At 61.5% G+C, this 22,895-nt stretch carries 22 protein-coding genes; 8 read left to right on the top strand and 14 right to left on the bottom strand.

The annotated features are described in order from the left end of the window. Positions 1 to 160 precede the first annotated feature (160 nt). The 7 genes from E4P32_RS10090 to pilM form a co-directional block, all read right to left on the bottom strand. Positions 161 to 1,312 carry a deoxyguanosinetriphosphate triphosphohydrolase gene (locus E4P32_RS10090; protein ID WP_116434324.1) on the bottom strand — a complete coding sequence of 384 codons (1,152 nt, stop codon included), beginning with the start codon at positions 1,310 to 1,312 and terminating at the stop codon, positions 161 to 163. Between the two features lie 81 nt (positions 1,313 to 1,393). Further along, complete coding sequence (aroKB, locus tag E4P32_RS10095) at positions 1,394 to 3,103, bottom strand: bifunctional shikimate kinase/3-dehydroquinate synthase AroKB (protein ID WP_116434323.1); 1,710 nt, start codon at positions 3,101 to 3,103, stop codon at positions 1,394 to 1,396. A 161-nt stretch (positions 3,104 to 3,264) separates the two neighbouring features. Beyond that, positions 3,265 to 5,352, bottom strand: coding sequence for a type IV pilus secretin PilQ (pilQ, locus tag E4P32_RS10100; protein ID WP_116434322.1), 2,088 nt, complete (start codon positions 5,350 to 5,352; stop codon positions 3,265 to 3,267). Next, a complete protein-coding gene (locus tag E4P32_RS10105) occupies positions 5,349 to 5,900 on the bottom strand; it encodes a pilus assembly protein PilP (protein WP_116434321.1) in 552 nt (183 codons plus the stop codon). The genes pilQ and E4P32_RS10105 overlap by 4 nt, the downstream gene beginning before the upstream one ends. Then, positions 5,897 to 6,502: a type 4a pilus biogenesis protein PilO gene (gene pilO, locus E4P32_RS10110; protein WP_116434320.1), complete on the bottom strand. Its 606-nt coding sequence runs from the start codon at positions 6,500 to 6,502 to the stop codon at positions 5,897 to 5,899. The genes E4P32_RS10105 and pilO overlap by 4 nt, the downstream gene beginning before the upstream one ends. Continuing rightward, on the bottom strand, positions 6,499 to 7,080 hold the full coding sequence (locus E4P32_RS10115; protein WP_158559726.1) for a PilN domain-containing protein: 582 nt from the start codon (positions 7,078 to 7,080) through the stop codon (positions 6,499 to 6,501). Before E4P32_RS10115 ends, pilO begins: the two co-directional genes overlap by 4 nt. Further along, complete coding sequence (gene pilM / locus E4P32_RS10120) at positions 7,077 to 8,144, bottom strand: type IV pilus assembly protein PilM (RefSeq protein ID WP_135008730.1); 1,068 nt, start codon at positions 8,142 to 8,144, stop codon at positions 7,077 to 7,079. The genes E4P32_RS10115 and pilM overlap by 4 nt, the downstream gene beginning before the upstream one ends. Before the next feature lie 596 nt (positions 8,145 to 8,740). Here pilM and E4P32_RS10125 point away from each other — a divergent pair. Then, positions 8,741 to 10,996 carry a penicillin-binding protein 1A gene (locus E4P32_RS10125; protein WP_233526656.1) on the top strand — a complete coding sequence of 752 codons (2,256 nt, stop codon included), beginning with the start codon at positions 8,741 to 8,743 and terminating at the stop codon, positions 10,994 to 10,996. A gap of 93 nt (positions 10,997 to 11,089) precedes the next feature. Here the strand turns inward: E4P32_RS10125 and queC are convergent, their stop codons facing one another. From queC to E4P32_RS10140, 3 genes are all read right to left on the bottom strand, one after another. Beyond that, positions 11,090 to 11,818, bottom strand: a complete 729-nt coding sequence (gene queC, locus E4P32_RS10130; RefSeq protein ID WP_116434317.1) for a 7-cyano-7-deazaguanine synthase QueC — start codon at positions 11,816 to 11,818, stop codon at positions 11,090 to 11,092. A gap of 53 nt (positions 11,819 to 11,871) precedes the next feature. Beyond that, positions 11,872 to 12,657, bottom strand: a complete 786-nt coding sequence (locus E4P32_RS10135) for a DUF3108 domain-containing protein (protein WP_116434316.1) — start codon at positions 12,655 to 12,657, stop codon at positions 11,872 to 11,874. Between the two features lie 161 nt (positions 12,658 to 12,818). After that, positions 12,819 to 13,904 (bottom strand): DUF3108 domain-containing protein, encoded by a 1,086-nt coding sequence (locus E4P32_RS10140; RefSeq protein WP_116434315.1) that lies wholly within the window; start codon positions 13,902 to 13,904, stop codon positions 12,819 to 12,821. A 116-nt stretch (positions 13,905 to 14,020) separates the two neighbouring features. On the opposite strand from E4P32_RS10140, the gene E4P32_RS10145 reads away from it, so the two are divergent. From E4P32_RS10145 to rfaE2, 3 genes are all read left to right on the top strand, one after another. Next, positions 14,021 to 14,749 (top strand): PhaM family polyhydroxyalkanoate granule multifunctional regulatory protein, encoded by a 729-nt coding sequence (locus E4P32_RS10145; RefSeq protein ID WP_116434314.1) that lies wholly within the window; start codon positions 14,021 to 14,023, stop codon positions 14,747 to 14,749. A gap of 140 nt (positions 14,750 to 14,889) precedes the next feature. Beyond that, entirely contained in the window at positions 14,890 to 15,747 is an 858-nt protein-coding gene (locus E4P32_RS10150; RefSeq protein ID WP_116434313.1) for a ferritin-like domain-containing protein, read from the top strand. Between the two features lie 120 nt (positions 15,748 to 15,867). Further along, positions 15,868 to 16,341 carry a D-glycero-beta-D-manno-heptose 1-phosphate adenylyltransferase gene (gene rfaE2, locus E4P32_RS10155; protein WP_116434312.1) on the top strand — a complete coding sequence of 158 codons (474 nt, stop codon included), beginning with the start codon at positions 15,868 to 15,870 and terminating at the stop codon, positions 16,339 to 16,341. An 87-nt stretch (positions 16,342 to 16,428) separates the two neighbouring features. Here rfaE2 and E4P32_RS10160 read toward each other — a convergent pair whose 3' ends face one another. Continuing rightward, the gene (locus E4P32_RS10160) at positions 16,429 to 16,935 is read right to left on the bottom strand and encodes a copper chaperone PCu(A)C (protein WP_116434311.1); all 507 of its coding nucleotides are present in this window, start codon (positions 16,933 to 16,935) and stop codon (positions 16,429 to 16,431) included. 52 nt (positions 16,936 to 16,987) lie between these two features. Then, positions 16,988 to 17,338 (bottom strand): DUF2946 family protein, encoded by a 351-nt coding sequence (locus E4P32_RS24090; protein WP_158559725.1) that lies wholly within the window; start codon positions 17,336 to 17,338, stop codon positions 16,988 to 16,990. A gap of 278 nt (positions 17,339 to 17,616) precedes the next feature. Here E4P32_RS24090 and E4P32_RS10170 point away from each other — a divergent pair, with 278 nt between their 5' ends. From E4P32_RS10170 to E4P32_RS10185, 4 genes are all read left to right on the top strand, one after another. Beyond that, on the top strand, positions 17,617 to 18,594 hold the full coding sequence (locus tag E4P32_RS10170) for an ABC transporter substrate-binding protein (RefSeq protein WP_116434309.1): 978 nt from the start codon (positions 17,617 to 17,619) through the stop codon (positions 18,592 to 18,594). Positions 18,595 to 18,665: 71 nt separating this feature from the next. Next, on the top strand, positions 18,666 to 19,640 hold the full coding sequence (locus tag E4P32_RS10175) for an ABC transporter substrate-binding protein (protein ID WP_116434308.1): 975 nt from the start codon (positions 18,666 to 18,668) through the stop codon (positions 19,638 to 19,640). A gap of 137 nt (positions 19,641 to 19,777) precedes the next feature. Beyond that, complete coding sequence (locus E4P32_RS10180) at positions 19,778 to 20,671, top strand: ABC transporter permease (RefSeq protein ID WP_116434307.1); 894 nt, start codon at positions 19,778 to 19,780, stop codon at positions 20,669 to 20,671. A gap of 1 nt (position 20,672) precedes the next feature. Beyond that, positions 20,673 to 21,467 (top strand): ABC transporter ATP-binding protein, encoded by a 795-nt coding sequence (locus E4P32_RS10185; protein ID WP_116434306.1) that lies wholly within the window; start codon positions 20,673 to 20,675, stop codon positions 21,465 to 21,467. Between the two features lie 62 nt (positions 21,468 to 21,529). Here the strand turns inward: E4P32_RS10185 and trmL are convergent, their stop codons facing one another. Both trmL and E4P32_RS10195 read right to left on the bottom strand, forming a co-directional pair. After that, positions 21,530 to 22,012 (bottom strand): tRNA (uridine(34)/cytosine(34)/5-carboxymethylaminomethyluridine(34)-2'-O)-methyltransferase TrmL, encoded by a 483-nt coding sequence (gene trmL, locus E4P32_RS10190; protein WP_116434305.1) that lies wholly within the window; start codon positions 22,010 to 22,012, stop codon positions 21,530 to 21,532. A gap of 26 nt (positions 22,013 to 22,038) precedes the next feature. Continuing rightward, complete coding sequence (locus tag E4P32_RS10195; RefSeq protein ID WP_116434304.1) at positions 22,039 to 22,782, bottom strand: ComF family protein; 744 nt, start codon at positions 22,780 to 22,782, stop codon at positions 22,039 to 22,041. Positions 22,783 to 22,895: the final 113 nt, after the last annotated feature.

The following is a 22,895-nucleotide window of genomic DNA, read 5'->3' on the forward strand; positions in this document are numbered from 1 at the left end:
CTCGACACCTCCACCAGTTGTTGGCTGCAGAGATGGTTTTGTCGTGCTATCAGGGTAGCAACGATAAACGCAGAGGCAATGTGTTTGTGCAGATCCGGTGCAATCGGGGGCACAAACCAGATGAATCTTGACGATGTACGAATCGCGTCAGAATCTTTTTCTACAGTTCTTCCACCATGAACAGACGTCGGTGTTCACGCATGGCGTAACGGTCGGTCATGCCGGCAATGTAGTCCGATACCTGGCGCGCCTGGCGGCGCCGGCCTTCGTCGTCCTGTTCTGCGATCACGTAGTCGGGCGGCAATAGCGTCGGCTGCGACAGGAAGGCCTGGAACAATTCGGCGATGATGCGGCGCGCCTTGGCGGTCATGCGATTGACCTGGTAGTGGCGATACAAGTTCTGGCGCAGGAAGCGCTTGAGCACGGCGGCTTCCTCTTGCATCGGTTCGGAGAAGGCGATCAGCGGCGCGGCGTTGCGCACGTCCTCGATGCTGCGCGGCGAAACGGCGGCGATGTTTTCCTGCGAGGTGCGGATGAGGTCGACGATCAGGGTATTGATCATGCGACGCACGGTTTCGTTGATGGCGCGGCGGCCGGTGATGCCGGGATAGGTCAGTTCCGCTTCGCGCTGGTGGCGCGCGAAGAAATCCACCTCGCTCAGTTGCGCAATCGTCAGCAGGCCGGAGCGCAGGCCGTCGTCGATGTCGTGGTTGTTGTAGGCAATCTCGTCGGCCAGGTTGGCCAGCTGCGCTTCCAGGCTCGGTTGCTTCTTGTCGATGAAGCGCTGGCCGATGGCGCCGAGCTGGCGCGCATTGGTCAGCGAGCAATGCTTGAGGATGCCTTCGCGTGTTTCGAACATCAGGTTGAGGCCATCGAAAGCGCCGTAGTGCTGTTCGAGGTCGTCCACCACGCGCAGGCTTTGCAGGTTATGTTCAAAGCCGCCGAAGTCCTTCATGCACGTATTCAGCTCGTCCTGGCCGGCATGACCGAAGGGGGTGTGGCCGAGGTCGTGCGCCAGCGAGATGGCCTCCACCAGGTCTTCGTTGAGACGCAGGTTGCGTGCGCAGGAGCGCGCGATCTGGGCGACTTCGATGCTGTGGGTCAGGCGTGTGCGAAACAGGTCGCCTTCATGATTGACGAAGACCTGGGTCTTGTATTCGAGGCGACGGAACGCAGTGGAATGAACGATGCGATCACGGTCGCGCTGGAACTCGGTGCGCGAGCCGGGCGCAGGTTCGGCATAACGCCTCCCGGTCGATGTTGCCGCGTGTGCGGCATAAGGTGCGAGGTGCAGCGGCGCGTCTTGGGTCATGTCAGGAACTCATTCAGGTGCTTCAATGCAGCTTCTTCAATCGACGGCGACGCAATGCAATGACTTCTGCAACCGTCGTCCTCAGCTCGGGGTTTGTACGCAGGCCGCCAGCGTCTGCAGCAGGAGTTCATGCGGCACGTTGGTGATCAGCGGTTGGCCCAGCGGTTTGATCAGGATGAACTTGATCGCGCCGCCTTCGTTCTTCTTGTCGACTTCCATCAGTTCCAGCCAGCGTTGCGTACCGAGATCGGGCGCCGTCACAGGCAGGCCGGCGGCTTTTACCAATGCAGTCAGGCGGTCCTTGGAGACGGCATCGATGTAGCCCAGGCGATGCGACAGATCGGCGGCCATCACCATGCCGCAGCCGACCGCTTCGCCGTGCAGCCACTGGCCGTAGCCGAGGCCGTTTTCGATCGCGTGGCCGAAGGTGTGGCCGAAGTTGAGGATGGCGCGCAGGCCGCCTTCGCGCTCATCCTGACGCACCACGTCGGCCTTGATTTCGCAGGAGCGCTGGATCGAGTAGGCCAGCGCGGCGTTGTCCTTGGCGACCAGCTTGCCGATGTTGGCTTCGATCCAGTCGAAGAAGGGCGCGTCGATGATGGCGCCGTGCTTGATCACTTCGGCCAGGCCGGCCGCCAGTTCACGCGGCGGCAGCGTGTGCAGCGTGGCGGTGTCGGCGATCACGGCTTGCGGCTGGTAGAACGCGCCGATCATGTTCTTGCCCAGCGGATGGTTGATGCCGGTCTTGCCGCCTACGGAGGAATCGACCTGCGACAGCAGCGTGGTCGGGATCTGCACGAACGGCACGCCGCGCATGTACGACGCCGCTGCGAAGCCGGTCAGGTCGCCGATGACGCCGCCGCCGAGCGCGACCAGCGTGGTCTTGCGATCGCATTTTTCGGCGAGCAGGACGTCGAACACTTTCATCAGGCTGGCCCAGGTCTTTTGTTCTTCACCGTCGGGCAGCACGATTTCGGTGACTTGCTTGCCGGCGTCTTCGAGCAGCTTGCGCACCTGCGGCAGGTACAGCGGACCGACCTTGTCGTTGGTGATGAGCGCGACCCGCTTGCCGGCGACGTGGCGCGTCAGCAATTCGGGATTCGACAGCAGGCCGTGGCCGATGGTGATCGGATAGCTACGCTCTCCCAGCTCGACCTGCAGGGAGACGGGAGAAAAAGTGGAGTCGGTCATGTTGGATTCGGCAGCAGATGCGGCCGGTTGTGCGTGGGTTGTTGCCGACGTTGCGGTCGTACTGGCAGTCGCATCGGCAGTTGGTTTTGGCGTCAGTTCGAGCTGGCTCAGGATGGCCTGCACCAGGAACTGCACGTTGGGGCGGCCGGTCTCGATGACGAAATCGGCCACTTCGCGGTAATACGGATCGCGCTGGCGCGACAGTTCTTCGAGCTTGCGACGAGGATCGGCGGTTTGCAGCAGCGGACGGTTCTTGTCGCGGCCGGTGCGTTGCAGGATCTGGTTGATGCCGGCGCGCAGATAAATCACGGTGCCGCGCTGTTTCAGATAGGCGCGTGTCTCGGCGCGCAAGATGGCGCCGCCGCCGGTGGCCAGGACGATGTCCTGCTGGGCGCTCAGTTCACGGATGACATCGGCTTCGCGCTTGCGAAAACTTTCCTCGCCTTCGATTTCAAAAATCACGGGGATGGTTGTGCCGGTGCGCGACTCGATCTCGTGATCGGAGTCGACGAAGCGCTTGTTCAGTTTTTTCGCCAGGGCGCGCCCTATCGTTGTCTTGCCGGCGCCCATCAGGCCGACAAGAAAAATGCTTCCGTTCATATACGATTTTTCGCTGCGGGATTGTCCGGATAGCTGGTCGCTGGAGGCCGCTGTTGTTGGTTTTTCGGCCCGCCTTGTGCAACCAGCTGCAACGGGCGATTTTACCGTCTGTTGTGCCGTTGTCGGGGAAATATCGGGAAAAACATGGCTTTTGGGGCCTGCTAACGCAGGAAATTGCGGTCTGCGACGATTTTAGGCGTGAGGAAGATCAGCAATTCCGTCTTGTGGTCGATGCGGGCGCTATGTTTGAAGAGATTGCCCAGTATCGGGATGTCGCCCAGCAACGGCACCTTGGAAACAGTGTTTGATTCGGTCTGCGTGTAGATGCCGCCGATGACCACGGTGCCGCCGTTTTCCACCTGCACCAGCGTCCTGACGTGCTTGGTGTTGATCGCCAGGCCGCCCGGCGTGGCGGTGCCGCGGCTGTCCTTGTTGATGTCGACATTGAGGATGACGTTGCCGTCAGGCGTGATCTGGGGCGTGACTTCGAGCTTGAGGTTGGCTTTCTTGAATGCGGTCGAGGTGGCGCCGCTGCTGGTGGCTTGCTGGTAGGGAATTTCTTCGCCCTGTTCGATCAGTGCCGGTTGCTGGTCGGCCGTGACCACGCGCGGGCTGGAAACGATCTTGCCTTTGCCGTCGGCTTCCAGCGCCGACAGCTCTAGTGTAAGAAAGCGGTTGGCGGCGGCGTTGAACAGGCTCAGCGCAAAACTGCCTGCAGCGGCGCCGCCGATTCCTTGCGCCGGCAGGTTGACGGCGTGGTTGGCCGTGTAGGAATTGGCGGCAGCCTTGGTCAGTCCTGCTACTTCGCCGGCCTGGTTGTAGGTGCTGCCGGCAGCGACGCCATTGGTCCTGGCGGAAAATCCCAGGCGCGCGCCGAGGTTGCGGCTGAAGCTGTCGTCGGCTTCGACGATGCGTGCTTCGATCAGCACCTGGCGCGCGGCGACGTCGATCTTCTCCAGCAGCTTGCGGATATTGTCGAGCACCGAGGGTGTGTCGGTGACGAATAGCTGGTTGGTGCGCTGGTCCACCACGGCACTGCCGCGGCGCGACAGCAGCGTGGGTCGGCGCTCGCTGTTCGGGCTGATGCCGGCTGTTGCATCCTCGCCGAACACCTTGCGGAAGGCGTCGGCCTTCTGATAGTTGAGCTGGAACACCTCGGCGCGCAAGGGTTCCAGCTCGGCGATCTGGGCGCGCTGTTCCAGTTCAAGCCGTTCGCGCATCAGCAATTCTTCGCGCGGCGCCACCCACATGACATTGCCGTTGCGGCGCATGTCCAGCCCGCGCGCCTGCAGCACGATGTCCAGCGCCTGGTCCCACGGCACTTCTTTCAGGCGCAGCGTCAATGCACCGCCCACGCCGTCGCTGGCGATGATGTTGATGCCGGTGAAGTCGGCCAGCACCTGCAGGATGGCGCGCACGTCGATGTTCTGGAATTGCAGCGACAGCTTGTCGCCGCGGTAGAGCTGGTGACGTTGGGCCGGCCCTTTCCCGGTGTCTGCAGGCGTGCGCACTTCGATCACCAATTGCGCATCCTTTTGATAGGCGTGATATTCCGCCTGCGCTTCGGTGTCGATCAGCAGCCGCACGTCCGCACCGCGGCTGCTGCCGGCGATGGTCTTGACCGGCGTGCCGAAATCGCTGACGTCGAGGCGTCGCGGCGAGTGCGTTGGCAAGCCGGCGTTGAGGATGTCTGCGACGATCTGCAGTCCTTGCCGACGGATGTCGAGCGCCGTTTCCGGTCCGGGAAGGTCGATGAGAATGCGGCCTTCACCTTGTGCCCCGCGCCGGAAGTCGATGCTGCCGATCAATGGTCTGCTGTTGCTGTTGCTGCCGCTGCTGCTGACCGGCAGTGCTTCGTTGCCGGCGATGGCGACAATGACGGTATCGGCTTCGGTGCGCACGGCGTAGGGCGGCATGTGCTTCAGGTTGAGCACGATGCGGCTGCGACCTGCCGAGGTAGCGACCGTGACGCCGCGCAACACCCCTGTTTCGGCGCTTGGAGGTCTGGCATCGACGGTGTTGTCGGTGTCGGAAAAATCGATGACGATGCGGGCCGGCGAGGTCGTTGAAAAATGAACCGGCGATGTTGCGGGAGGCATGCGCAATTTGATGCGGACTTCGATGCGACTGTCAGGCTGCGCCACATCGATAGCCAGGATGGCATTGCGTTGCACTTGCGCCTGAACGCCGCTGCATACCAGCAACCAGAACATGGTCGACAGCGCCAGCCGGCAGATCGAATGTTTCATTTTCCGCGTCCTTGCAGTTCCAATGTTGTCATGCGTTTTTCCCAGTCACCGTTGTTGCGGATCAGTTCTTCCAGTTCGACGCGACCGTCCGCGATGTGGCGGATGACGCCGAAATTCCGACCCAGATAATCGCCGCTGCGCGATGGATAAACAATCTTGTCGACCTGCAGCAAGGCGTCTGTGCGGCCGTCGCGCGACAGCGTGCCGACCATGCGTATCGATTCCAGCGGAATGTCTTCGAGCGGTTGTTTGGCGCCGCGCTGCCGGGGACGTTCGTTGGGCTCGTCGTCGATGATGGAGGTGCCGGGATGGCCGAATGGCGTCGCTGCGTTATCGTCATTCGCGACGGTGTACGCATACGGAGCGAAATCGTTTGTGAGCTGGATGAATGGCGTTGTCGCGGGCATGCCGCGATGGAACGTTTCAAGTTGCCCACGCAGCTGATCCGGCGTTTCGCGCTCGGTGCAACTTGCCAGCAGCGGCGCCAGCGGTGCAAGGAGTATCAGCAGGATGGCGGATAACCGTCTCTGCGCCGGGATGCGATTCATGATTTTTCCTCTTTGCCGGGACTGCGGCGATAGGTCAGGACGACGGCTTCCAGCGTTACCTGGCCGGGACGGTCGGCGTTGTTCATGCGCATGTCGTCCAGAATGACGAGGCGGGGGAATGCCGCCATGTCGGCGCTAAAGCGGCCGACGTCGTGGTAGTTGCCGCTCAGGCGGATGGCGATCGGCGCTTCGACGTAACCGTGTTTCGTCTCGGGGCGTCCGGGCCTGGCGAACTCGAATTGCAGACGATTTTTCAGCGCGGCGTCGCCGATGCCGTCCAATGCCAGATCAATGTCGATGAACGGTTGCAGTTGCTCTTCGAGCGTCGCAACATGTTGTTCCAGATTCTGGATGTGCTGCGCGGAGTGGGCGAACGCCATGGCCCTGCGATGCTTTTCCGGATAGGAGGATTTCAGCGCAGCGTAGTCATGTTCACTGCGTTCCAGCGCGTCGATTTCAGGTATCAGGTGAAGCTGCCATCCCGCCAGCAGTATTGCCACGAACAGTGTCAACAGCAAGGCGTTGCGCCATCCGTGCGGCCAGGTCGAGGGATGGCGGCCGTTGAGTTCGCGCCATTGCAGGATGAGCGTCGCGCCGTTCATTGCGTCGCCGCGGCGCGATGGCGGGCGGTGATCACGAAATCGTGCCGCCGGCCTGGAGCGCTCGCAGCCGCAGTGGCAGCCGGGCCAACCTCGGATGCGCTGCGCGCCTCCTGCAATTGAACCTGCGTGAAAGTGCCGTCGGCGTCGCGCAATGCTTCCAGCAGTTGCATCACATGCCGATGCGACGGCGCCGATCCGCTGAGCGTCAAGTTGCGTCCTTGCTGGACCAGTGCAGTGAGGAAGACTTGTGGCGGCATGCGCCGCGCCAGTTCGTCCAGCAATCGTGGCGCGTCGTTGCGTTGCTGTTGCAGCGCTTCAAGATAGCGTCGTTTGCGTTCGAGCTCAGCGATCCGCGCTTCTTGTTGCTTGCCGACATTGATTGCTGCATCCATTCGGGTGTGTTCGGCGCGCAGCAGATTGAACAATTGTTGTTGCTGAGCGGCCTGAGCGGCAATGTGTGTTGACCAGGCCAGGACCACGGCGGACGCGCCGGCCGTCGTCGCGGCCAGCAACAGGTAAAAGCGTCGATGAGCGCCCGATGCCTGATTGCGCTGCGCCAGAAAATTGATCCCGCTCATCGGTCGAAGCGCCGCAGGGCCAGGCCGCATGCGGTTACATAAGAAGCAGGGTTGTCCGCCGTCAGTTGCGCCGCATCGATAGCCGGCGCCAGTGCCATGCCGTCGAAGGGTGCCGCCACGGCGATGGGAATCGTGGTGTGTTTGCGCACGGCTTCCACCATGCCGGGAATGCCCGCTCCCGGCCCCGCCAACACGATATGTGCCGGCATGTGTGATGTCTGTTGTCGCAGCGTCTGCACCGCCCGCGCAATATGAGCGGCTGCGTGAGCCAGATAAGTCGCCAGGACATCGGAATGGTCGGCGTCGTATTGCTGCACGTCATGTCGCGCATCGTGTCGCGCATCGTGTCGCGAATCGTGTCGCGAATCGTGTCGCGAATCATGCTGCATATCGCGTTGCAGTTGCCGGTAGCCGATAGCCAGTTGCTGTTCGCCGGCGATGTGGCCGTCGCAGAACAGCGACAGCAATGCTCCGTGCGTTTCGAGGTTCGCCAGAGCGAAGGAGGAAGACGCTTGTGACATGGACTGCATTCGGGTCAGCGCCGTCATCGCGGCGTGGCTGTCGATGTCGGCGACCACCGCCTGCAATCCCAGCGACTCAGCGACAGCGATGCGATCTTCGACGTCGTCCCGACGTGCGGCGGCAATCAGCATGTCGAGCCGGCCGGGTGCATTGCGCGTCGGTCCGATAATGCGAAAATCAAGCAAGGCCTGCGCCGTCGGATAGGGCAGCAGGCTTTCAGCATGTCGTCCGGCCAGGAGCGCACGTTGCGCCTGGCTGCTGCCGAGGGGGACAGAAAGTATGTGGGTCATCGCGCTGGTGGAGGGAATGGCAATGGCGACGTGCCTGGCCTGCGATCCGCTCTTTTCCCACAGGCGCGAGACGGCTTCCATGACCTGGCGCAGATTGCCGATGCCTTCATCGCTGATGGCGCCGTCGGGCAACGCTTCACGTGCGCAGCACTCCAGTTGCGCGGTGTGCGCGCGGTTTCCGGATAGTTCGACTATCCGGACTTCGGATCGGCCGATGTCCAGGCCGGCCATCGGCGGCAGGGCGGGGGACAAGGCACGGGATAGGCTGCGGAGGTTGGAAGATAAAGCACGAGAAAAGAATTGGGCGAGCTGGGGCAAAATTGCATTCCGGAAACAGGTGTTCGCATGGCGCAGTCGCGAACCACTCGACCGGGCAACTGAGAATGATTGTCGTTAAGACAACATGCGGCATCCTAGCAACAACATTTATTGTCTGTAAAGCAATTTTCCGGGCGGCATCAAATCGGACGTAGAAGGCGCCGTACGAAACTTCCCGGCGCAAACGGTTTCTGAGCAACGATTCCGCCGCGCCGGGTAGTACCTCATATGACTACCGGCGCGGCAGCTCAGCCGGTTTCCGGAGAATTGCCGGATTTCACCTTCCCGCAAGTCGTTATAATGCGGGGATTGTCTTTCTCACCAGTCTCACACGCATGACCACCCCAGAAAACAACGGCAAAGCGCCAGCTTCGCAACCCGCTGACGCAACACCGAATCCTGCAAGTGCACCCGCACCGGCAGCTACTCCCGCCGCCGGCTCCGGCCCCGTCAAGAAAGTCAAAAAGCGCCTGCATCCGATCCTGCGCGTGCTGCTGGGCGGCATTGGCTTGTTGGCGGCGCTGGTGCTGATGGCAGTGCTGGTGCTCGGGTTTGTCGTCACGCTGGCGTATCCCAAGCTGCCGGATCTCGACACGCTGACCGACTATCGCCCCAAGATTCCGCTGCGCGTGTTCTCCGCGGACGGCGTGCTGATCGGCGAGTTCGGCGAGGAGCGCCGCAACCTGGTGCACATCAAGGACATCCCCGACATCATGAAAAAGGCTGTGCTGGCGATTGAAGATGATCGTTTCTATGAGCACGGCGGCGTCGACTATCAGGGCATCGTCCGCGCATCGGTCGCCAATCTGTCCGGCGGCAGCGGCGGCGCCAGCACCATCACGCAGCAGGTGGCGCGTAATTTCTTTCTGACCAGCAATGAGCCGACTTTCCTGCAAAAGGCGTCGCGCAAATTCCTCTACGAAATTCCGCTGGCCTGGAAAATCGAACGCAACCTGACCAAGGACCAGATCCTTGAGGTCTACATGAACCAGATTTATCTGGGGCAGCGCGCCTATGGTTTCTCTTCGGCGGCGCAGATCTACTTCGGCAAGCAGCTCAAGGAGTTGACGATTGCCGAATCCGCCATGCTGGCCGGCTTGCCGAAGGCGCCGTCGGCCTACAACCCGGTGGTCAATCCGAAACGCGCCCACGCGCGCCAGCAATACATCTTGCTGCGCATGCGCCAGCTCGGCTACATCACCGAAGCGCAATACACCCAGGCCAAGGATGAAGAGCTGCAGGTCAAGAGTGACAGCACCGCCTTCGGCGTGCATGCGGAATACGTCTCGGAAATGGCGCGTCAGCTGGTCTACGCGCAGTTCAAGGACGACACCTACACGCGCGGCCTGAATGTCTTCACGACGATCACCAAGGCTGACCAGGACGCCGCTTACCTGGCCCTGCGTCGCGGCATCATCGACTACGAACGCCGTCACGGCTATCGCGGTCCGGAAGGCTACATGGAGATTCCGACCGCATCGAAGGAAGAAGCCGACGACGCCATCGAATCCGAATTGGCCGACCACCCCGACAGCGACGACCTGATCGCCGCCGTCGTGCTGGAAGCCACCACCAAGGAAATCACCGCCGTGCTGGCGACCGGCGACGAGATCAAGATTTCCGGCAGCGGCCTCGGCTTCGCCGGCAACCTGCTCAGCGAAAAAGCGCCGCCGCAAAAGAAGATCAAGCGCGGCGCCATCATCCGCGTGTTCCAGGACGGCAAGAACTGGATCGTCACGCAAATGCCGGAAGTCGAATCGGCGTTCATCTCGCTTGATCCGAACGACGGTTCGATCCGCTCGCTGGTGGGCGGCTTCGACTTCAACCGCAACAAGTTCAACCACGTGATCCAGGCGTGGCGCCAGCCGGGCTCGTCGTTTAAGCCCTTCATCTATTCGTCGTCGCTGGAAAAAGGTTTGTCGCCGGCCACCATCATCAACGATGCGCCGCTGACATTCACCCAGACCGGCGGCCAGGTGTGGCAGCCGAAGAACTACGGCGGCAAGTTCGAAGGTCCGATTTCGATGCGCCGCGCGTTGCAGAAGTCGATCAACCTGGTGTCGATCCGCATCCTCGAACGCGTCGGCGTCAAGTATGCGCAGGAATACATCACGCGCTTCGGCTTCGACGCCGACAAGAATCCGCCTTACCTGACGCTGGCGCTGGGCGCCGGCGCGGTAACGCCGCTGCAGATGGTGGGAGCGTATTCGGTGTTCGCCAACGGCGGCTACAAGATCAATCCCTACCTGATCTCGAAGATCACCGACAACAACGGCAACACGCTGTCCGAAGCGCATCCGGCCCGTTCCGGCGATGAAGCCAACCGCGTGATCGATGCGCGCAACGCCTTCGTGATGGACAGCATGCTGCGCGACGTCGTGCGCCACGGCACTGCGGTCAAGGCGCTCTCGCTCAAGCGTACCGATCTGGCCGGCAAGACCGGCACCACCAACGATTCGATGGACGCCTGGTTCGCCGGCTACCAGCCGAATCTGGTCGGCATCGCCTGGATGGGTTACGACCAGCCGAAAAGCCTGGGCGACCGTGAAACCGGTGGCGGCCTGGCGTTGCCGGTCTGGATCAGCTACATGCAGAAGGCGCTCAAGGACGTGCCGATGGTCGACCGCACGGTGCCGACCGGCCTGATCGAATCGGGTGGCGAGTACTACTATTCGGAATATCCGCCGAGCGCCAGCGTGCGTGATCTGGGCCTGGGCGAACACGGCGCTGCGGCGTCGCCGGAAGAAGAAAAAGCCAAGAACCAGATGAAGAACGAATTGTTCTGACGGCTAGAACATTGGTCATCTGAAGGTGCAAAAAAAACGGCAGGGGATCAAACCCTGCCGTTTTTTTACGCCTGAAATATGTCCGCTTTGTCTCTATGCGGCCTGCGCATATTGCTGATAACCGCGTGCCCGCAGGTCGCAGGCCGGGCACTTGCCGCAGCCGTAACCCCAGTCATGCAAGGCGCCGCGTTCGCCCAGATAGCAGGTGTGGGTGTCCGATCGGATCAGGTCGACCAGCGCCTTGCCGCCGAGTTCTTCCGACAGGCGCCAGGTAGCGGCCTTGTCGATCCACATGAGCGGCGTTTCGACTTTGAGATGTGTCGCCATGCCCAGGTTGAGGGCGACCTGCAAGGCCTTCATGGTGTCGTCGCGGCAATCCGGATAACCCGAAAAATCAGTCTCGCACATGCCGCCCACCAGCACATCCAGCCCGCGCCGATAGGCCACCGTCGCCGCCACCGTCATGAACAGCAGATTGCGACCCGGTACGAAGGTATTGGGCAAGCCGTTTTCCTGCATCGAGATGGCGACGTCGCGTGTCAGCGCGGTGTCGGAAATCTTGCTGATCAGGGACAGATCGACCATGTGGTCTTCGCCGAGCTTGTTGTTCCACTCGTCAGAAAAGCCGCGCATTTTTTCCAGCAGGGCCGGGCGCACTTTCAGTTCGATGGCGTGGCGCTGGCCATAATCGAAGCCGATGGTTTCGACTTTGTCATAGCGCGACAGCGCCCATGCGAGGCAGGTGGTGGAATCCTGGCCGCCGCTGAACAGGACCAGTGCGCGGTGCGGCAAGGAGGGACGTGGCGTTGTTGCGATGTTCATGTTTCTGTCTTCTTATTGATGGGTCGTGAGGCTTGTTGTTGCTACCGCTGTTTCTATTTCTTGCTGACGTTGTCGAGGGTTTGCTCGATGAAGTCGCCATCGGGATCGGTAAAACGCAGGCGCACCGGATACCAGTCCGACGACGGCGCCAGCCAGATGTCGAGCTTCTGGCTCTTGTCGTCCGGCGGCGGCGCACGGAAGATGTGCACGGCGTTGACCTCGCCCTGTTTTGTCTTGATCTTTTCGCGGCCGACCACCTTGAAGCTCCATTGTTCGGCGTCGCGCGGACCGGCCACGAAGAACAGCCATTCGGAACCGTTGGTGAACTTGTCCGGCGCGCCGCGCGCCACCGAGATCAGTTGCCAGATGATGCTGGTGCGATCCTGTTCGCCGCCCTTGAGCGGATAGGTCTCGCTTGATTGCGTGAAGTTGATGGCGTGCGTTTCGCGGTTGAACGTCGTGGTGGACGCTTCGCGGCGGAAGCGTTTTTCCACGAAGCGCGCCGGCGCCAGTCCGTACTCGTCAATGTCGCCTTCGCTGGTGGCCTCGAGAATCTTACCGACCAGCATGGCGCGCGTTTCGGCGTTGACGCTGTATTTGCCGTTGGCGTTGCTCCACTTGACCGTGGATTCGCCGGTGACTTGCAGGCCGCTTTGCTTGGCTTCGATGTTGTAGTGGAGGTCGGCCGACGGCGGCAGGCTGACTTTGCGCTTGAGCGCCGGATGTTCGGCCGGATCGGCTGCCAGGGCCAGGGGAACGGTGGCGGCGCTCAGCAGCAAGACGCCGAGCAGGCGCGAAAGGCCGCGTCGTGAAGAAATGTTGATAGTTTGACTATGCATGTGGAATCACTTGAAAATTCGGCAACTGTCTGGCGGGTCCTGCGTATGCCGGGACGAAGCATGCCTACGGTTTTTCGGAGCGTTGCGAGTTTGTTCGACCGCGCTCGATGGCGCTAGTTTATAGAGTTTTTATTGCAGAGTTTTTATCCCGGTGTTCTTTGTCATGGCGTCTTGAGTCTGGACAGAGACAGCTCCAGATAGTCCCCGTTGGTTTCGGTAAAGCGCAGTCGCGCCGGATACCATTGACGGCCCGGTTCCAGCCAGATGTCGAGGCGCTGTTCGTAGGACCCCGGGCGTGGCTGGCGCACCACGTGCCAGACCTGGGCTACGCCGGTAACGAGGCGGATTTCTTCGTGGCCGACCACTTGCATGCGCCACACTTCGCCGTCGCGCACGCCGGCCACGAACAGGTCGATGACTGCGCCGGGCGTGAATTTGGCGCTGTCACCACGGCCGATGGCGGCCAGTTGCCAGATCAGGCTGGCGCGGTCCTGCTCGCCGCCGGCGCGCGGATAGGTGGTAGTCGAGGCGGAAAAACTGACGACGTTACGTTCGCGATTGAAGTGCGTGTTGGTGGCGGGGCGGTTGCGTTTTTTCTCGGTGTACAGCTCGGGCTCGACGCCGAACGTGCCGATGTCGCCGCTGCTGGTGAAGTTGAGGAAGGCGATCTTGGCGAACAGGCGCGTATAGACTTCGCCGTCGACCGTGTAGCGATTGCCGTCGGTTTTCCAGTCCAGCGTGCTGGTGCCGTGCCAGGTAAGGTTGTCGGAGAACGCCAGCACGTCGTATTCGAGTGCGGCGGAGGGCGGCGGATCGATGTGATATTGCGTGCCCTGGACGGGCGGCAGGCCGTCATCTTTGGGGGCAGCGGATTCGGCAGCGACGACGGTTTGAGGCGGTTCCGGGGCCGGCGGGCTGACTGTTGCCGGAGTGGCGTCAACGGCTGCGACCGCATCAGACGATGGCGACGCCGGTGGTGCAGGCGAACGCGGTCTGGCAGGTTTCAGCAACTTCGGCAACGTCGGTGATTTGGGCGCGGCAGCCACCGGCAGCGACACCGGCTGGCTGGGCAAGTCCAGCTGACGCAGCGTCACGCTCACGCTGGAGGTCGCGCGTTCATCGGCATTCGCCGCGTTGAAATAGTCCTTGCCCCAGTGGATGACCAGTACGTGCAGCACGATGGTGAGCAGAATCAGCGCGGCAATGCGCCGACGCCTGGTGGGTGGAAAAGTTGTTGCTTCTGTCATGGCGCAAGTGTATCGCGCCCTCGCCATCGGGAGGCGAGGAATGCGTTGCTCACATACGCAAACCACGTACAATCGTCGCAAGCCCTACGTGATCATTTTGCCGATTGGAGACTGCAATGCTCAACCAAAACAACATGCCCGGCGCCGGATCGATTTCCGACACCATGGAATTCATGCGCAAGATGTGGGGCAGCATGGGCACGCCGGCGATCGGCATTCCGTCGCTGTCGGTGGAAGAAATCAACAAGAAGATCTCGGACCTCAAGACGGTCGCCTCCTGGCTCGAACTCAACATGAACATGTTGCGTGCCACCATACAGACGCTGGAAGTGCAAAGCGCCACGCTGACGACGCTGCAGGCGATGGGCGCGATCCTGTCGACGCGCGAAGGCGAGGGGGCAGCGGCCGCGAAGGCGGGATCGCCGTTCGGCTTCCCGACATGGCCGCCGCAAGGCAAGCCGGCGGCGGAATCCGCACCCGCGCGTGCGCCGGAACCTGAGCCGGAACCTGAGCCTGAAGTTGAACCGGAAGAGACCGCGCAGCCTCAAGCCGCTGCACCGTCCGCTTCCGGCGACAAGCCTGACCCCGCCGCGCCTGACTTCCAAGCCTCGATGGCGAATCCGACGGCATGGTGGAACTTGCTGCAGGAACAATTCCAGCAGGCGGTCGGCAACGTGCTGGCGGATCAGCCGCCGGCCGGAAAAGATATCAAAACACCATCTCCCGCGGCTCAGAAAAAAACAACAAAAGCCAAACCTGCGGCCAAACCGCGAACACGCGCCAAATCGACTGTTGTACAATCTGGCAAACCCAAGCCAGCCTCCCGCAAGCCCAAATCCCCTTGATCGGCGCAAAACAACAACATTTGTCCGCATAATTTGCGAGACTTTGCCGCTTGTCATCATTCTGAAATGAAGCCGTTTTAGTATGGGGACGGGGAAAATTCTTGGTAAAATCAACAAGTTAAATCATAGGCAAGGTCAGAATGCTGTACCCAGAACTGTTTAAATCGCTCGAGCAAGTCCGCTGGAACATGGATAAAGATATTCCTTGGGACAAATTCGACGCTTCTCTGCTCTCCGACGAGCAAGCCCAGACCATTCGCATGAATGCGATCACTGAATGGTCCGCGCTGCCTGCGACGGAAATGTTCCTGCGCGACAACCGCGGCGACAGCGACTTTTCCGCCTTCATGTCGGTGTGGTTCTTCGAAGAGCAAAAACACTCGCTGGTGCTGATGGAATACCTGCGCCGCTTCAAGCCGGAGTTCGCCCCGACCGAAGAAGAACTGCACAACGTGCGCTTTGAATTCGATCCGGCGCCGCCGCTGGAAACGCTGATGATGCACTTCTGCGGCGAAATCCGCCTGAACCACTGGTACCGTTGCGCCTCCGACTGGCACACCGAACCGGTCATCAAGCAAATCTACAAGATCATCAGCCAGGACGAAGCACGCCACGGCGGCGCTTACCTGCGCTACATGAAAAAAGCCCTGGTCGAAGTCGGCGATACTGCGCGCGCCGCTTTCGCCAAGATCGGCGTGCTGATGGCTTCGGCCCGTCGCACCGAAAAGCCGCTGCATCCGACCAACCTGCACGTCAACCAGGCGCTGTTCCCGAACGACACCGTGCAAAGCCGTTTGCCGGATCCGGAGTGGCTCGAGCACTGGCTCGACACGCAGATCAAGTTCGACAGCGAGTGGGAAAAGAAGGTCGTCGACCGCATCCTGCACAACATGTCGCTGCTGTTCGAGCGCACGTTCGAGACCGTGCAGGAGCTCAACCGCTACCGCAAGGAAGTCGTCACGCGCATGGCGCCGCCGGCACATCCCGCCGCCGCCTGACCGGGTCGCTTCCGAATCGGCAAAGCCGCACTCAGGTGCGGCTTTTTTACATGTGTATGCAAGCTTGCAACGCAACCGCATTAAGTTACCGTACAACGCAACTGTTATCTGGAATTGTCCATGAGTGATTTCGAGAAAAAAATCTGCAGCCGCGCCGACCTGCAAGCGCGCGTCGCCGCCTTGCCGCAGCCGGTAGTACTGACCAACGGCGTGTTCGACATCCTGCATCGCGGTCACGTGACCTACCTGGCGCAAGCACGCGCCGAAGGCGCATCGCTGGTGGTCGCGGCCAATACCGATGCTTCGGTCAAGCGCCTCGGCAAGGGCGATGATCGTCCGATCAACACCTGCGAAGACCGCATGGCCGTGCTGGCCGCGCTGGAGTCGGTGTCGCTGGTGGTGCCCTTCGATGAAGACACTGCACTGGAAGTGGTGCAGGAGGCGCGTCCGCAGATTTACGTCAAGGGCGGCGACTACGACATGGCGGCGATTCCCGAAGGGCAGGCCGTGGCGGCCTATGGCGGAAAGTCCGTGGCGATTGCGTTCGAACACGACCGTTCGACGACCAAGCTGCTGGCCAAGGTGCGCAAGTAGGCCGTCAGCCTCGGCGCCGGGAGCGCAGATGAAAAAAGCGGCCCGCGGGCCGCTTTTTTTCTGCTCACCTTCGGTGGGCGAGACACATCAGTGATGCATGTGTTCCATCCCGCCTTTGGCGTCCTTCGCATCCTTGCCGGCGGTCTTGTCTTCGACGTAGATCGACACTTCCAGCTTGCCGGCTTTTTCAAACGTCAGCGTCAGCGGGATCTTGTCGCCCAGCTTGAGCGGCTGGCTCAGGCCGATCAGCATGATGTGATAGCCGTTGCCTGGCTGCATAGCGATCTTCTCGGACGGCTTGATGTCGATGCTGCCGACTTCGCGCATCTTCATGACATTGCCGTCCATGGACATGGTGTGGATTTCGGAGGATTTGGCAACCGGCGAGCTGACCGACAGCAGCTTGTCCCCGGTCTTGCCCTTGTTCTCGATGCTCAGGTAAGCGCCGCCGGACGGCTGGCCGGGCACGGTCGGGCGCGCCCACGGGTGGCCGACCTGCAAGTCGCCGGCTTTGTATTCATGGGCGGAAGCGGCGCCGCTCAGCGCGATGCCGGCGATCAGGGCCAGGCGGGAAAATAAATGACGGTGGGACATGGATATCCTTGGGAAAAAATGAAAGAGGGGGTGCTGTCTTACGGAACATCCATCAGGCCGGAGGCGCGCGCGCCCAGCTGTCCTCGCGCAGTCGCTGCAGTTGCGATACGCGTTGCGGGGCAGGCGTCGTGACGTAGACCAATGCGGCGCGGAAGGCGTCGACATTGCTGTCCGGAAAATCCAGGTGAAACGGCTGGCCGCCGCTGCAGTACAGGCAATGCGCATGCGCCATCTGGCCCGGCGCCCCGGTCGGGCTTTGCCACGATGCGGAGGTCGAGCAGATCGCCATGGCCCTCTCAGGCGATGACTTGGTCGCCGCCTGCGATGCCAGCGGCAACAGGCTGCCGATCGCCAGGCAGGCGATGGCGATCCAGGTGGCGACAGGGCGGAGGAGGCTCGGCATAGGGCGCAGATTATAGCAAGCGGGTTTTTCTTGCACGGCTGCAGCAAGGCGTTTTACCGTGGATAATGCCCGGCCAGGCTGAATTTCAGTGAAATACGAACGGATGTGCGGAAGATCGCATCGGATGAGGTCTTTTGAGCGAATCGGCCCGCTTTTGGAGGATTTCATGCGATTTTGCCGCAGCGCCGAAATCGCCGACGCAAATTGATTGTTGGCAGGCGCTAGGCTAGACTTACCGTCTTTTGCCGGTTCCATCTAATAATTTTGAGGAGACACACATGTCCAGCATGAAAAAACTGTCGTTGCGCACGCTCGTAAGCACCCTCGCCTTGGCTGCCGTCTGTTCCGCGCCGGCGCTGGCTGCGGACAAGACAGTTCTGGTTACCGCGATCGTCGAGCATCCTGCTCTCGACGCCGTCCGCGACGGCGTCAAGGACGAACTGAAAGATGAAGGCTTCGAAGCCGGCAAGAACCTCAAGTGGGAATACCAAAGCGCCCAGGGCAATACCGGCACTGCGGCACAGATCGCCCGCAAATTTGTCGGCGACAAGCCTGACGCCATCGTCGCCATCGCTACACCGTCGGCCCAGGCTCTGGTCAGCGCCACCAAGACCATTCCGGTCGTCTACTCCGGCGTGACCGATCCGGTCGCAGCACAACTGGTCAAGGACTGGAAGCCTTCCGGCACCAATGTCACCGGCGTGTCCGACCTGCTGGAACTGGAAAAGCAAGTCGACCTGATCAAGCGCGTCGTGCCTAACGTCAAGCGTGTCGGCATGGTCTATAACCCGGGCGAGGCCAATTCCGCCGTGGTCGTCAAGGCGATGAAGGAATTGCTCGGCAAGTCCGGCATCACGCTGGTTGAAGCCGCCGCGCCACGTACGGTGGACGTCGGTTCGGCCGCCAAGAGCCTGATCGGCAAGGTCGACGTGATCTACACCAACACCGACAACAACGTCGTGTCCGCCTATGAAGCGCTGGTCAAGGTCGGCAACGACGCCAAGATCCCGCTGGTCGCTTCCGACACCGACAGCGTCAAGCGCGGCGCGATTGCTGCGCTGGGCGTGAACTACTATGACCTGGGCCGCCAGACCGGCAAGGTCGTCGCACGCATCCTGAAGGGCGAAAAGCCGGGCGACATCGCTTCGGCCACCAGCAGCAAGCTGGAACTGTTCGTCAACACGACTGCTGCGCAAAAACAAGGTGTGACCTTGTCGGCTGACCTGATCAAGTCGGCCAAGACAGTCATCAAATAATCAGTCATCAACGAAAAGCAAGCGCCCGCCTAGAGGCGCTTTTTCATACACAGCATCACAGAGGAGAGGATATGTTCACATTGAGTAAAACGTTGCGCGCCGTCACCGGCGCACTCGCGCTGGCGGCTGTTTGCACTGCGCCGGCCCTGGCCGCGGACAAGAGCGTCATGGTCACGTCGATCGTCGAGCATCCGGCGCTGGACGCCGTGCGCGACGGCACCCGCGACGAGCTCAAGGCCGAAGGCTATGAGGCCGGCAAGGGCTTCAAATTCGAATTCCAGAGCGCCCAGGGCAATGCCGGCACCGCCGGTCAGATCGCCAAGAAGTTTGTCGGCGACAACCCTGACGTGATCGTCGCCATCGGCACTCCGTCGGCACAACCGCTGGTGGCGTCGACCAAGACCATTCCGATCGTCTATTCCGGCATCGCCGACCCGATCGCCGCGCAACTGGTCAAGGACTGGGGCCCGTCCGGCACCAACGTGACCGGCCTGTCGCACATGCTCGATCCGGTCAAGCAAGTGGAGATCATCAAGAAGGTCCTGCCGAGCGCCAAGCGCATCGGTATCGTCTACAATCCGGGCGAATCCAATTCGGTGTCGGCCTTGAACGCGATCAAGGCCGTGCTGGAGAAGCAGGGCATGACGCTGGTGGAAGCCGCCGCACCGCGCTCGGTTGACGTTGCTCCTGCAGCCAAGAGCCTGATCGGCAAGATCGACCTGATGTACACCACCACCGACAACGTGGTCGTGTCGACCTTCGAGTCGCTGGCCAAGGTCTGCAACGACGCCAAGATCCCGCTGCTGGCTTCCGATACCGGCAGCGTCAAGCGCGGCGCCGTGGCTGCACTGGGCGTGAATTTCTACGACCTGGGCCGCCAGACCGGTAAAATCGTGGCGCGCATCCTCAAGGGTGAAAAGCCGGGCGACATTCCATCGTCGACCAGCAAGAACCTGGAGCTGTACATCAACACCACCGCCGCACAGAAACAAGGCGTGACGCTGTCGCCTGAGTTCCTCAAGTCGGCAACCAAGGTCATCAACTGATCGGAGCAATCCGCTCGGCGCAGTAATCTTGAAGCACGGCATGCGGCGTTACCGACGGCGCATGCCGTGATTTTCAGAGGACATTCGGCATCGGCCAGCAGCCGATGCCGAATGTGTTTTTTTAGAAAGACCTTTTTATGTCGCTGTATACGTTGTTGGGCGCACTGGAAATCGGCCTGATTTTCAGCCTGGTCGCCCTCGGGGTGCTGATTTCTTTCCGCATCCTCACCTTCCCCGATCTGACCGTCGACGGCAGCTTTCCGCTCGGCGGCGCTGTTGCCGCGACCATGATTGCCGCCGGTTACAACCCGTTCCTGGCGACCGGCGTAGCCATCCTGGCCGGCGCACTGGCCGGTTTCACCACCGCGTGGCTGAATGTGCGCCTGAAGATCATGGATCTGCTGGCCAGTATCCTGATGATGATTGCGCTGTATTCCATCAACCTGCGCGTGATGGGCAAGCCGAACGTGCCGCTGATCAATGAGCCGACCATTTTCAGCATTCTGCTGCCGGACTGGATGCCAGACTATGTCGAACGTCCGCTGGTGCTGCTGGTCGTGGTGATTGCCGCCAAGCTGCTGCTGGACTGGTTCTTCTCTTCCGAAATCGGCCTGGCCTTGCGCGCCACCGGCGCCAACGCCCGCATGGCGCGCGCCCAGGGCATCGCCACCGGCCGCGCCACGCTGGCCGGCATGGCGCTGGCCAACGCGCTGGTCGCATTGGGCGGTGCGCTGTTTGCGCAGACTCAGGGCGGCGCTGATATTTCCATGGGTATCGGCACCATCGTGATCGGCCTGGCGGCCGTCATCATCGGTGAAAACATCCTGCCGGCGCGTCGCCTGGTGCTGACCACGCTGGCTGTGATCCTCGGTGCGATCCTGTACCGCTTCTTCATCGCGCTGGCGTTGAACAGCGATTTCATCGGCCTGCAGGCGCAAGATCTGAACCTGGTCACCGCCGTGCTGGTCATGCTGGCGCTGGTGCTGCCGATGGGCAAGCGCAAGCTGAAACTGCTGCGCAAGGGAGCCTGACATGTTAAAGGCCAAAGAACTCAAGATCACCTTCAATCCGGATACCCCGATTGAAAACCCCGCCTTGCGCGGCCTCAACCTGGAAATCCCGACCGGCCAGTTCGTTGCCGTGATCGGCTCCAACGGCGCCGGCAAGTCGACCTTCCTCAATGCGATTTCCGGTGACCTGCTGGTGGACTCCGGCAGCATTGAAATCGACGGCGTCGACGTCACGAAAAAGCAAGCCTGGGATCGCGCCGGCATGGTGGCGCGCGTGTTCCAGGACCCGATGGCCGGCACCTGCGAAGCGCTGACCATCGAAGAAAACATGGCGCTGGCGATGGCGCGCGGCAAGCGCCGCGGCTTCGGTTTTGCGATCAAGCGCAACATGCGCGAGCTGTTCCGCGAGAAGCTGTCCATCCTGAACCTCGGTCTGGAAAAGCGCCTGACCGACCGCATCGGTCTCTTGTCCGGCGGCCAGCGTCAGGCCGTCAGCCTGCTGATGGCCTCGCTGCAGCCGTCGCGCATCCTGCTGCTGGATGAGCACACCGCCGCACTCGATCCGAAGACTGCCGCGTTTGTGCTGGAGCTGACCGCCAAGATCGTTTCCGAAAGCAAGCTGACCACCATGATGGTGACCCACAGCATGCGCCAGGCGCTCGATTACGGCGACCGCACCGTGATGCTGCATCAAGGGCAGGTAGTGTTGGACGTTTCAGGTGAAGAGCGCGCCGGTCTCGACGTGCCTGACTTGCTGAAGATGTTCGAGCGTACGCGCGGCGAAGTCTTGTCCGACGACGCATTGCTGCTCGGCTGAGCCGGGTCTCTGCATAATGAAAAAGGCCGCAATCGCGGCCTTTTTCCATGGAGCGTCACATTCTATGCGCCGCCGGCAAAACCGTTCTGCCGCCATGCTTCATAGACCACCACAGCCACCGTATTGGACAGGTTGAGGCTGCGGTTGTCGGGCCGCATCGGCAGGCGGATGCGTTGCGTGGTCGGGAAGGATTCGCGCAGTTCCGGCGCCAGGCCACGGGTTTCGGCGCCGAACACGAACACGTCGCCGGGCTGGAACGTCACGCTTGCGAATGGGGTCGAGCCGTGCGTGGTGAGTGCAAACATGCGTGCCTCATTGAATTCTGGATCCGCGCGGCGCTTGGCGATGAAGGCATCCCAGTCTGGATGCACCTGCATGCTGGCATAGTCGTGGTAATCCAGTCCGGCGCGCCGCATCTTGGCGTCGTCGAGCGGAAAGCCGAGTGGTTCGATCAGATGCAATTGGGCGCCGGTATTGGCGCACAGGCGGATGATGTTGCCGGTGTTGGGCGGGATTTCCGGCTCGACCAGGACGACGTGGAACAAATGATTCTCCTTGATGAATGATGTGATTACCTGGCCACGGTGCGGGCGAAGACGATATTGGTCACGCGCCGCGCACCGAAGCGCTTGAGGGTTTCGGCGATTTCGTTGAGCGTCTCGCCGGTGGTGATGACGTCGTCGACCACGCCGATGTGCGCGCCGCGCACGTGGTTCATCGCCGTGGTGGGCACCACGAAGGCGCGCCGCATGTTGCGTTTGCGCTCGTCGTTGGGCAGCGTCGCCTGCGCCTGGGTGTCGCGCAGGCGCACCAGCAATTGCGGCTCCAGGCGGATGTCTAATGCGCGGGCCAGCGGCCGGGCGATCTCCAGCGACTGGTTGAAGCCTCGTTCTTGCAGGCGCCCCGGGCCGAGTGGCACGGCCGCCATCAAGGTCGGCAGCGGCAGGCCGCGTTCGGCGTAACGACCGAGCGCCTCGCGCAGCATGTCGGCCAGCAGCGGCGCCAGCGGCAGCGTGGCGCCGAATTTCAGCGCCAGCACCAACTGGTCGGCGGGCGCAGCGTAGTCGCCGGCGACCACGGTGGCGTCGAAGGCGGGCTTGTGCTTGAGGCAGTCGCCGCAGCGAACTTCCCTGGCAGCGGTCGGGATCGGCATCGCACACTGCAGGCAGCGCCGCGGCTCGATCGAAAAATAGCGCGTCCGGCACGACTGGCACAGCGCTTCACGGTCGGTCTGTCCGCACAGCACGCAAGACGACGGCAGCAGGCGCCCGAAGGGGAGCAAGCGGCGAGAGACTGTCAGCAGGCGCGAGAGCATGGGTTGTTGATAGCGTGGGTGCGTAGGTGCGCGTAGGTACGAGGAGCCGGTCCGGATTTGAGGCCGCGTCGCAGCGGCGGCGCACCCGAAAAGAGGAATTGGACTAAACTAGC

The organism is Herbaspirillum sp. 3R11 (assembly GCF_004563925.1).
GTDB lineage: Bacteria > Pseudomonadota > Gammaproteobacteria > Burkholderiales > Burkholderiaceae_D > Herbaspirillum.

Bases quoted from the DNA above. Each gene is read 5' to 3' on its own strand.
- E4P32_RS10090 (WP_116434324.1), bottom strand. From the start codon at position 1,312: ATGACCCAAGACGCGCCGCTGCACCTCGCACCTTATGCCGCACACGCG.
- aroKB (WP_116434323.1), bottom strand. From the start codon at position 3,103: ATGAACGGAAGCATTTTTCTTGTCGGCCTGATGGGCGCCGGCAAGACA.
- pilQ (WP_116434322.1), bottom strand. From the start codon at position 5,352: ATGAAACATTCGATCTGCCGGCTGGCGCTGTCGACCATGTTCTGGTTG.
- E4P32_RS10105 (WP_116434321.1), bottom strand. From the start codon at position 5,900: ATGAATCGCATCCCGGCGCAGAGACGGTTATCCGCCATCCTGCTGATA.
- pilO (WP_116434320.1), bottom strand. From the start codon at position 6,502: ATGAACGGCGCGACGCTCATCCTGCAATGGCGCGAACTCAACGGCCGC.
- E4P32_RS10115 (WP_158559726.1), bottom strand. From the start codon at position 7,080: ATGAGCGGGATCAATTTTCTGGCGCAGCGCAATCAGGCATCGGGCGCT.
- E4P32_RS10125 (WP_233526656.1), top strand. From the start codon at position 8,741: ATGGCAGTGCTGGTGCTCGGGTTTGTCGTCACGCTGGCGTATCCCAAG.
- queC (WP_116434317.1), bottom strand. From the start codon at position 11,818: ATGAACATCGCAACAACGCCACGTCCCTCCTTGCCGCACCGCGCACTG.
- E4P32_RS10135 (WP_116434316.1), bottom strand. From the start codon at position 12,657: ATGCATAGTCAAACTATCAACATTTCTTCACGACGCGGCCTTTCGCGC.
- E4P32_RS10140 (WP_116434315.1), bottom strand. From the start codon at position 13,904: ATGACAGAAGCAACAACTTTTCCACCCACCAGGCGTCGGCGCATTGCC.
- E4P32_RS10145 (WP_116434314.1), top strand. From the start codon at position 14,021: ATGCTCAACCAAAACAACATGCCCGGCGCCGGATCGATTTCCGACACC.
- E4P32_RS10150 (WP_116434313.1), top strand. From the start codon at position 14,890: ATGCTGTACCCAGAACTGTTTAAATCGCTCGAGCAAGTCCGCTGGAAC.
- rfaE2 (WP_116434312.1), top strand. From the start codon at position 15,868: ATGAGTGATTTCGAGAAAAAAATCTGCAGCCGCGCCGACCTGCAAGCG.
- E4P32_RS10160 (WP_116434311.1), bottom strand. From the start codon at position 16,935: ATGTCCCACCGTCATTTATTTTCCCGCCTGGCCCTGATCGCCGGCATC.
- E4P32_RS24090 (WP_158559725.1), bottom strand. From the start codon at position 17,338: ATGCCGAGCCTCCTCCGCCCTGTCGCCACCTGGATCGCCATCGCCTGC.
- E4P32_RS10170 (WP_116434309.1), top strand. From the start codon at position 17,617: ATGTCCAGCATGAAAAAACTGTCGTTGCGCACGCTCGTAAGCACCCTC.
- E4P32_RS10175 (WP_116434308.1), top strand. From the start codon at position 18,666: ATGTTCACATTGAGTAAAACGTTGCGCGCCGTCACCGGCGCACTCGCG.
- E4P32_RS10180 (WP_116434307.1), top strand. From the start codon at position 19,778: ATGTCGCTGTATACGTTGTTGGGCGCACTGGAAATCGGCCTGATTTTC.
- E4P32_RS10185 (WP_116434306.1), top strand. From the start codon at position 20,673: ATGTTAAAGGCCAAAGAACTCAAGATCACCTTCAATCCGGATACCCCG.
- E4P32_RS10195 (WP_116434304.1), bottom strand. From the start codon at position 22,782: ATGCTCTCGCGCCTGCTGACAGTCTCTCGCCGCTTGCTCCCCTTCGGG.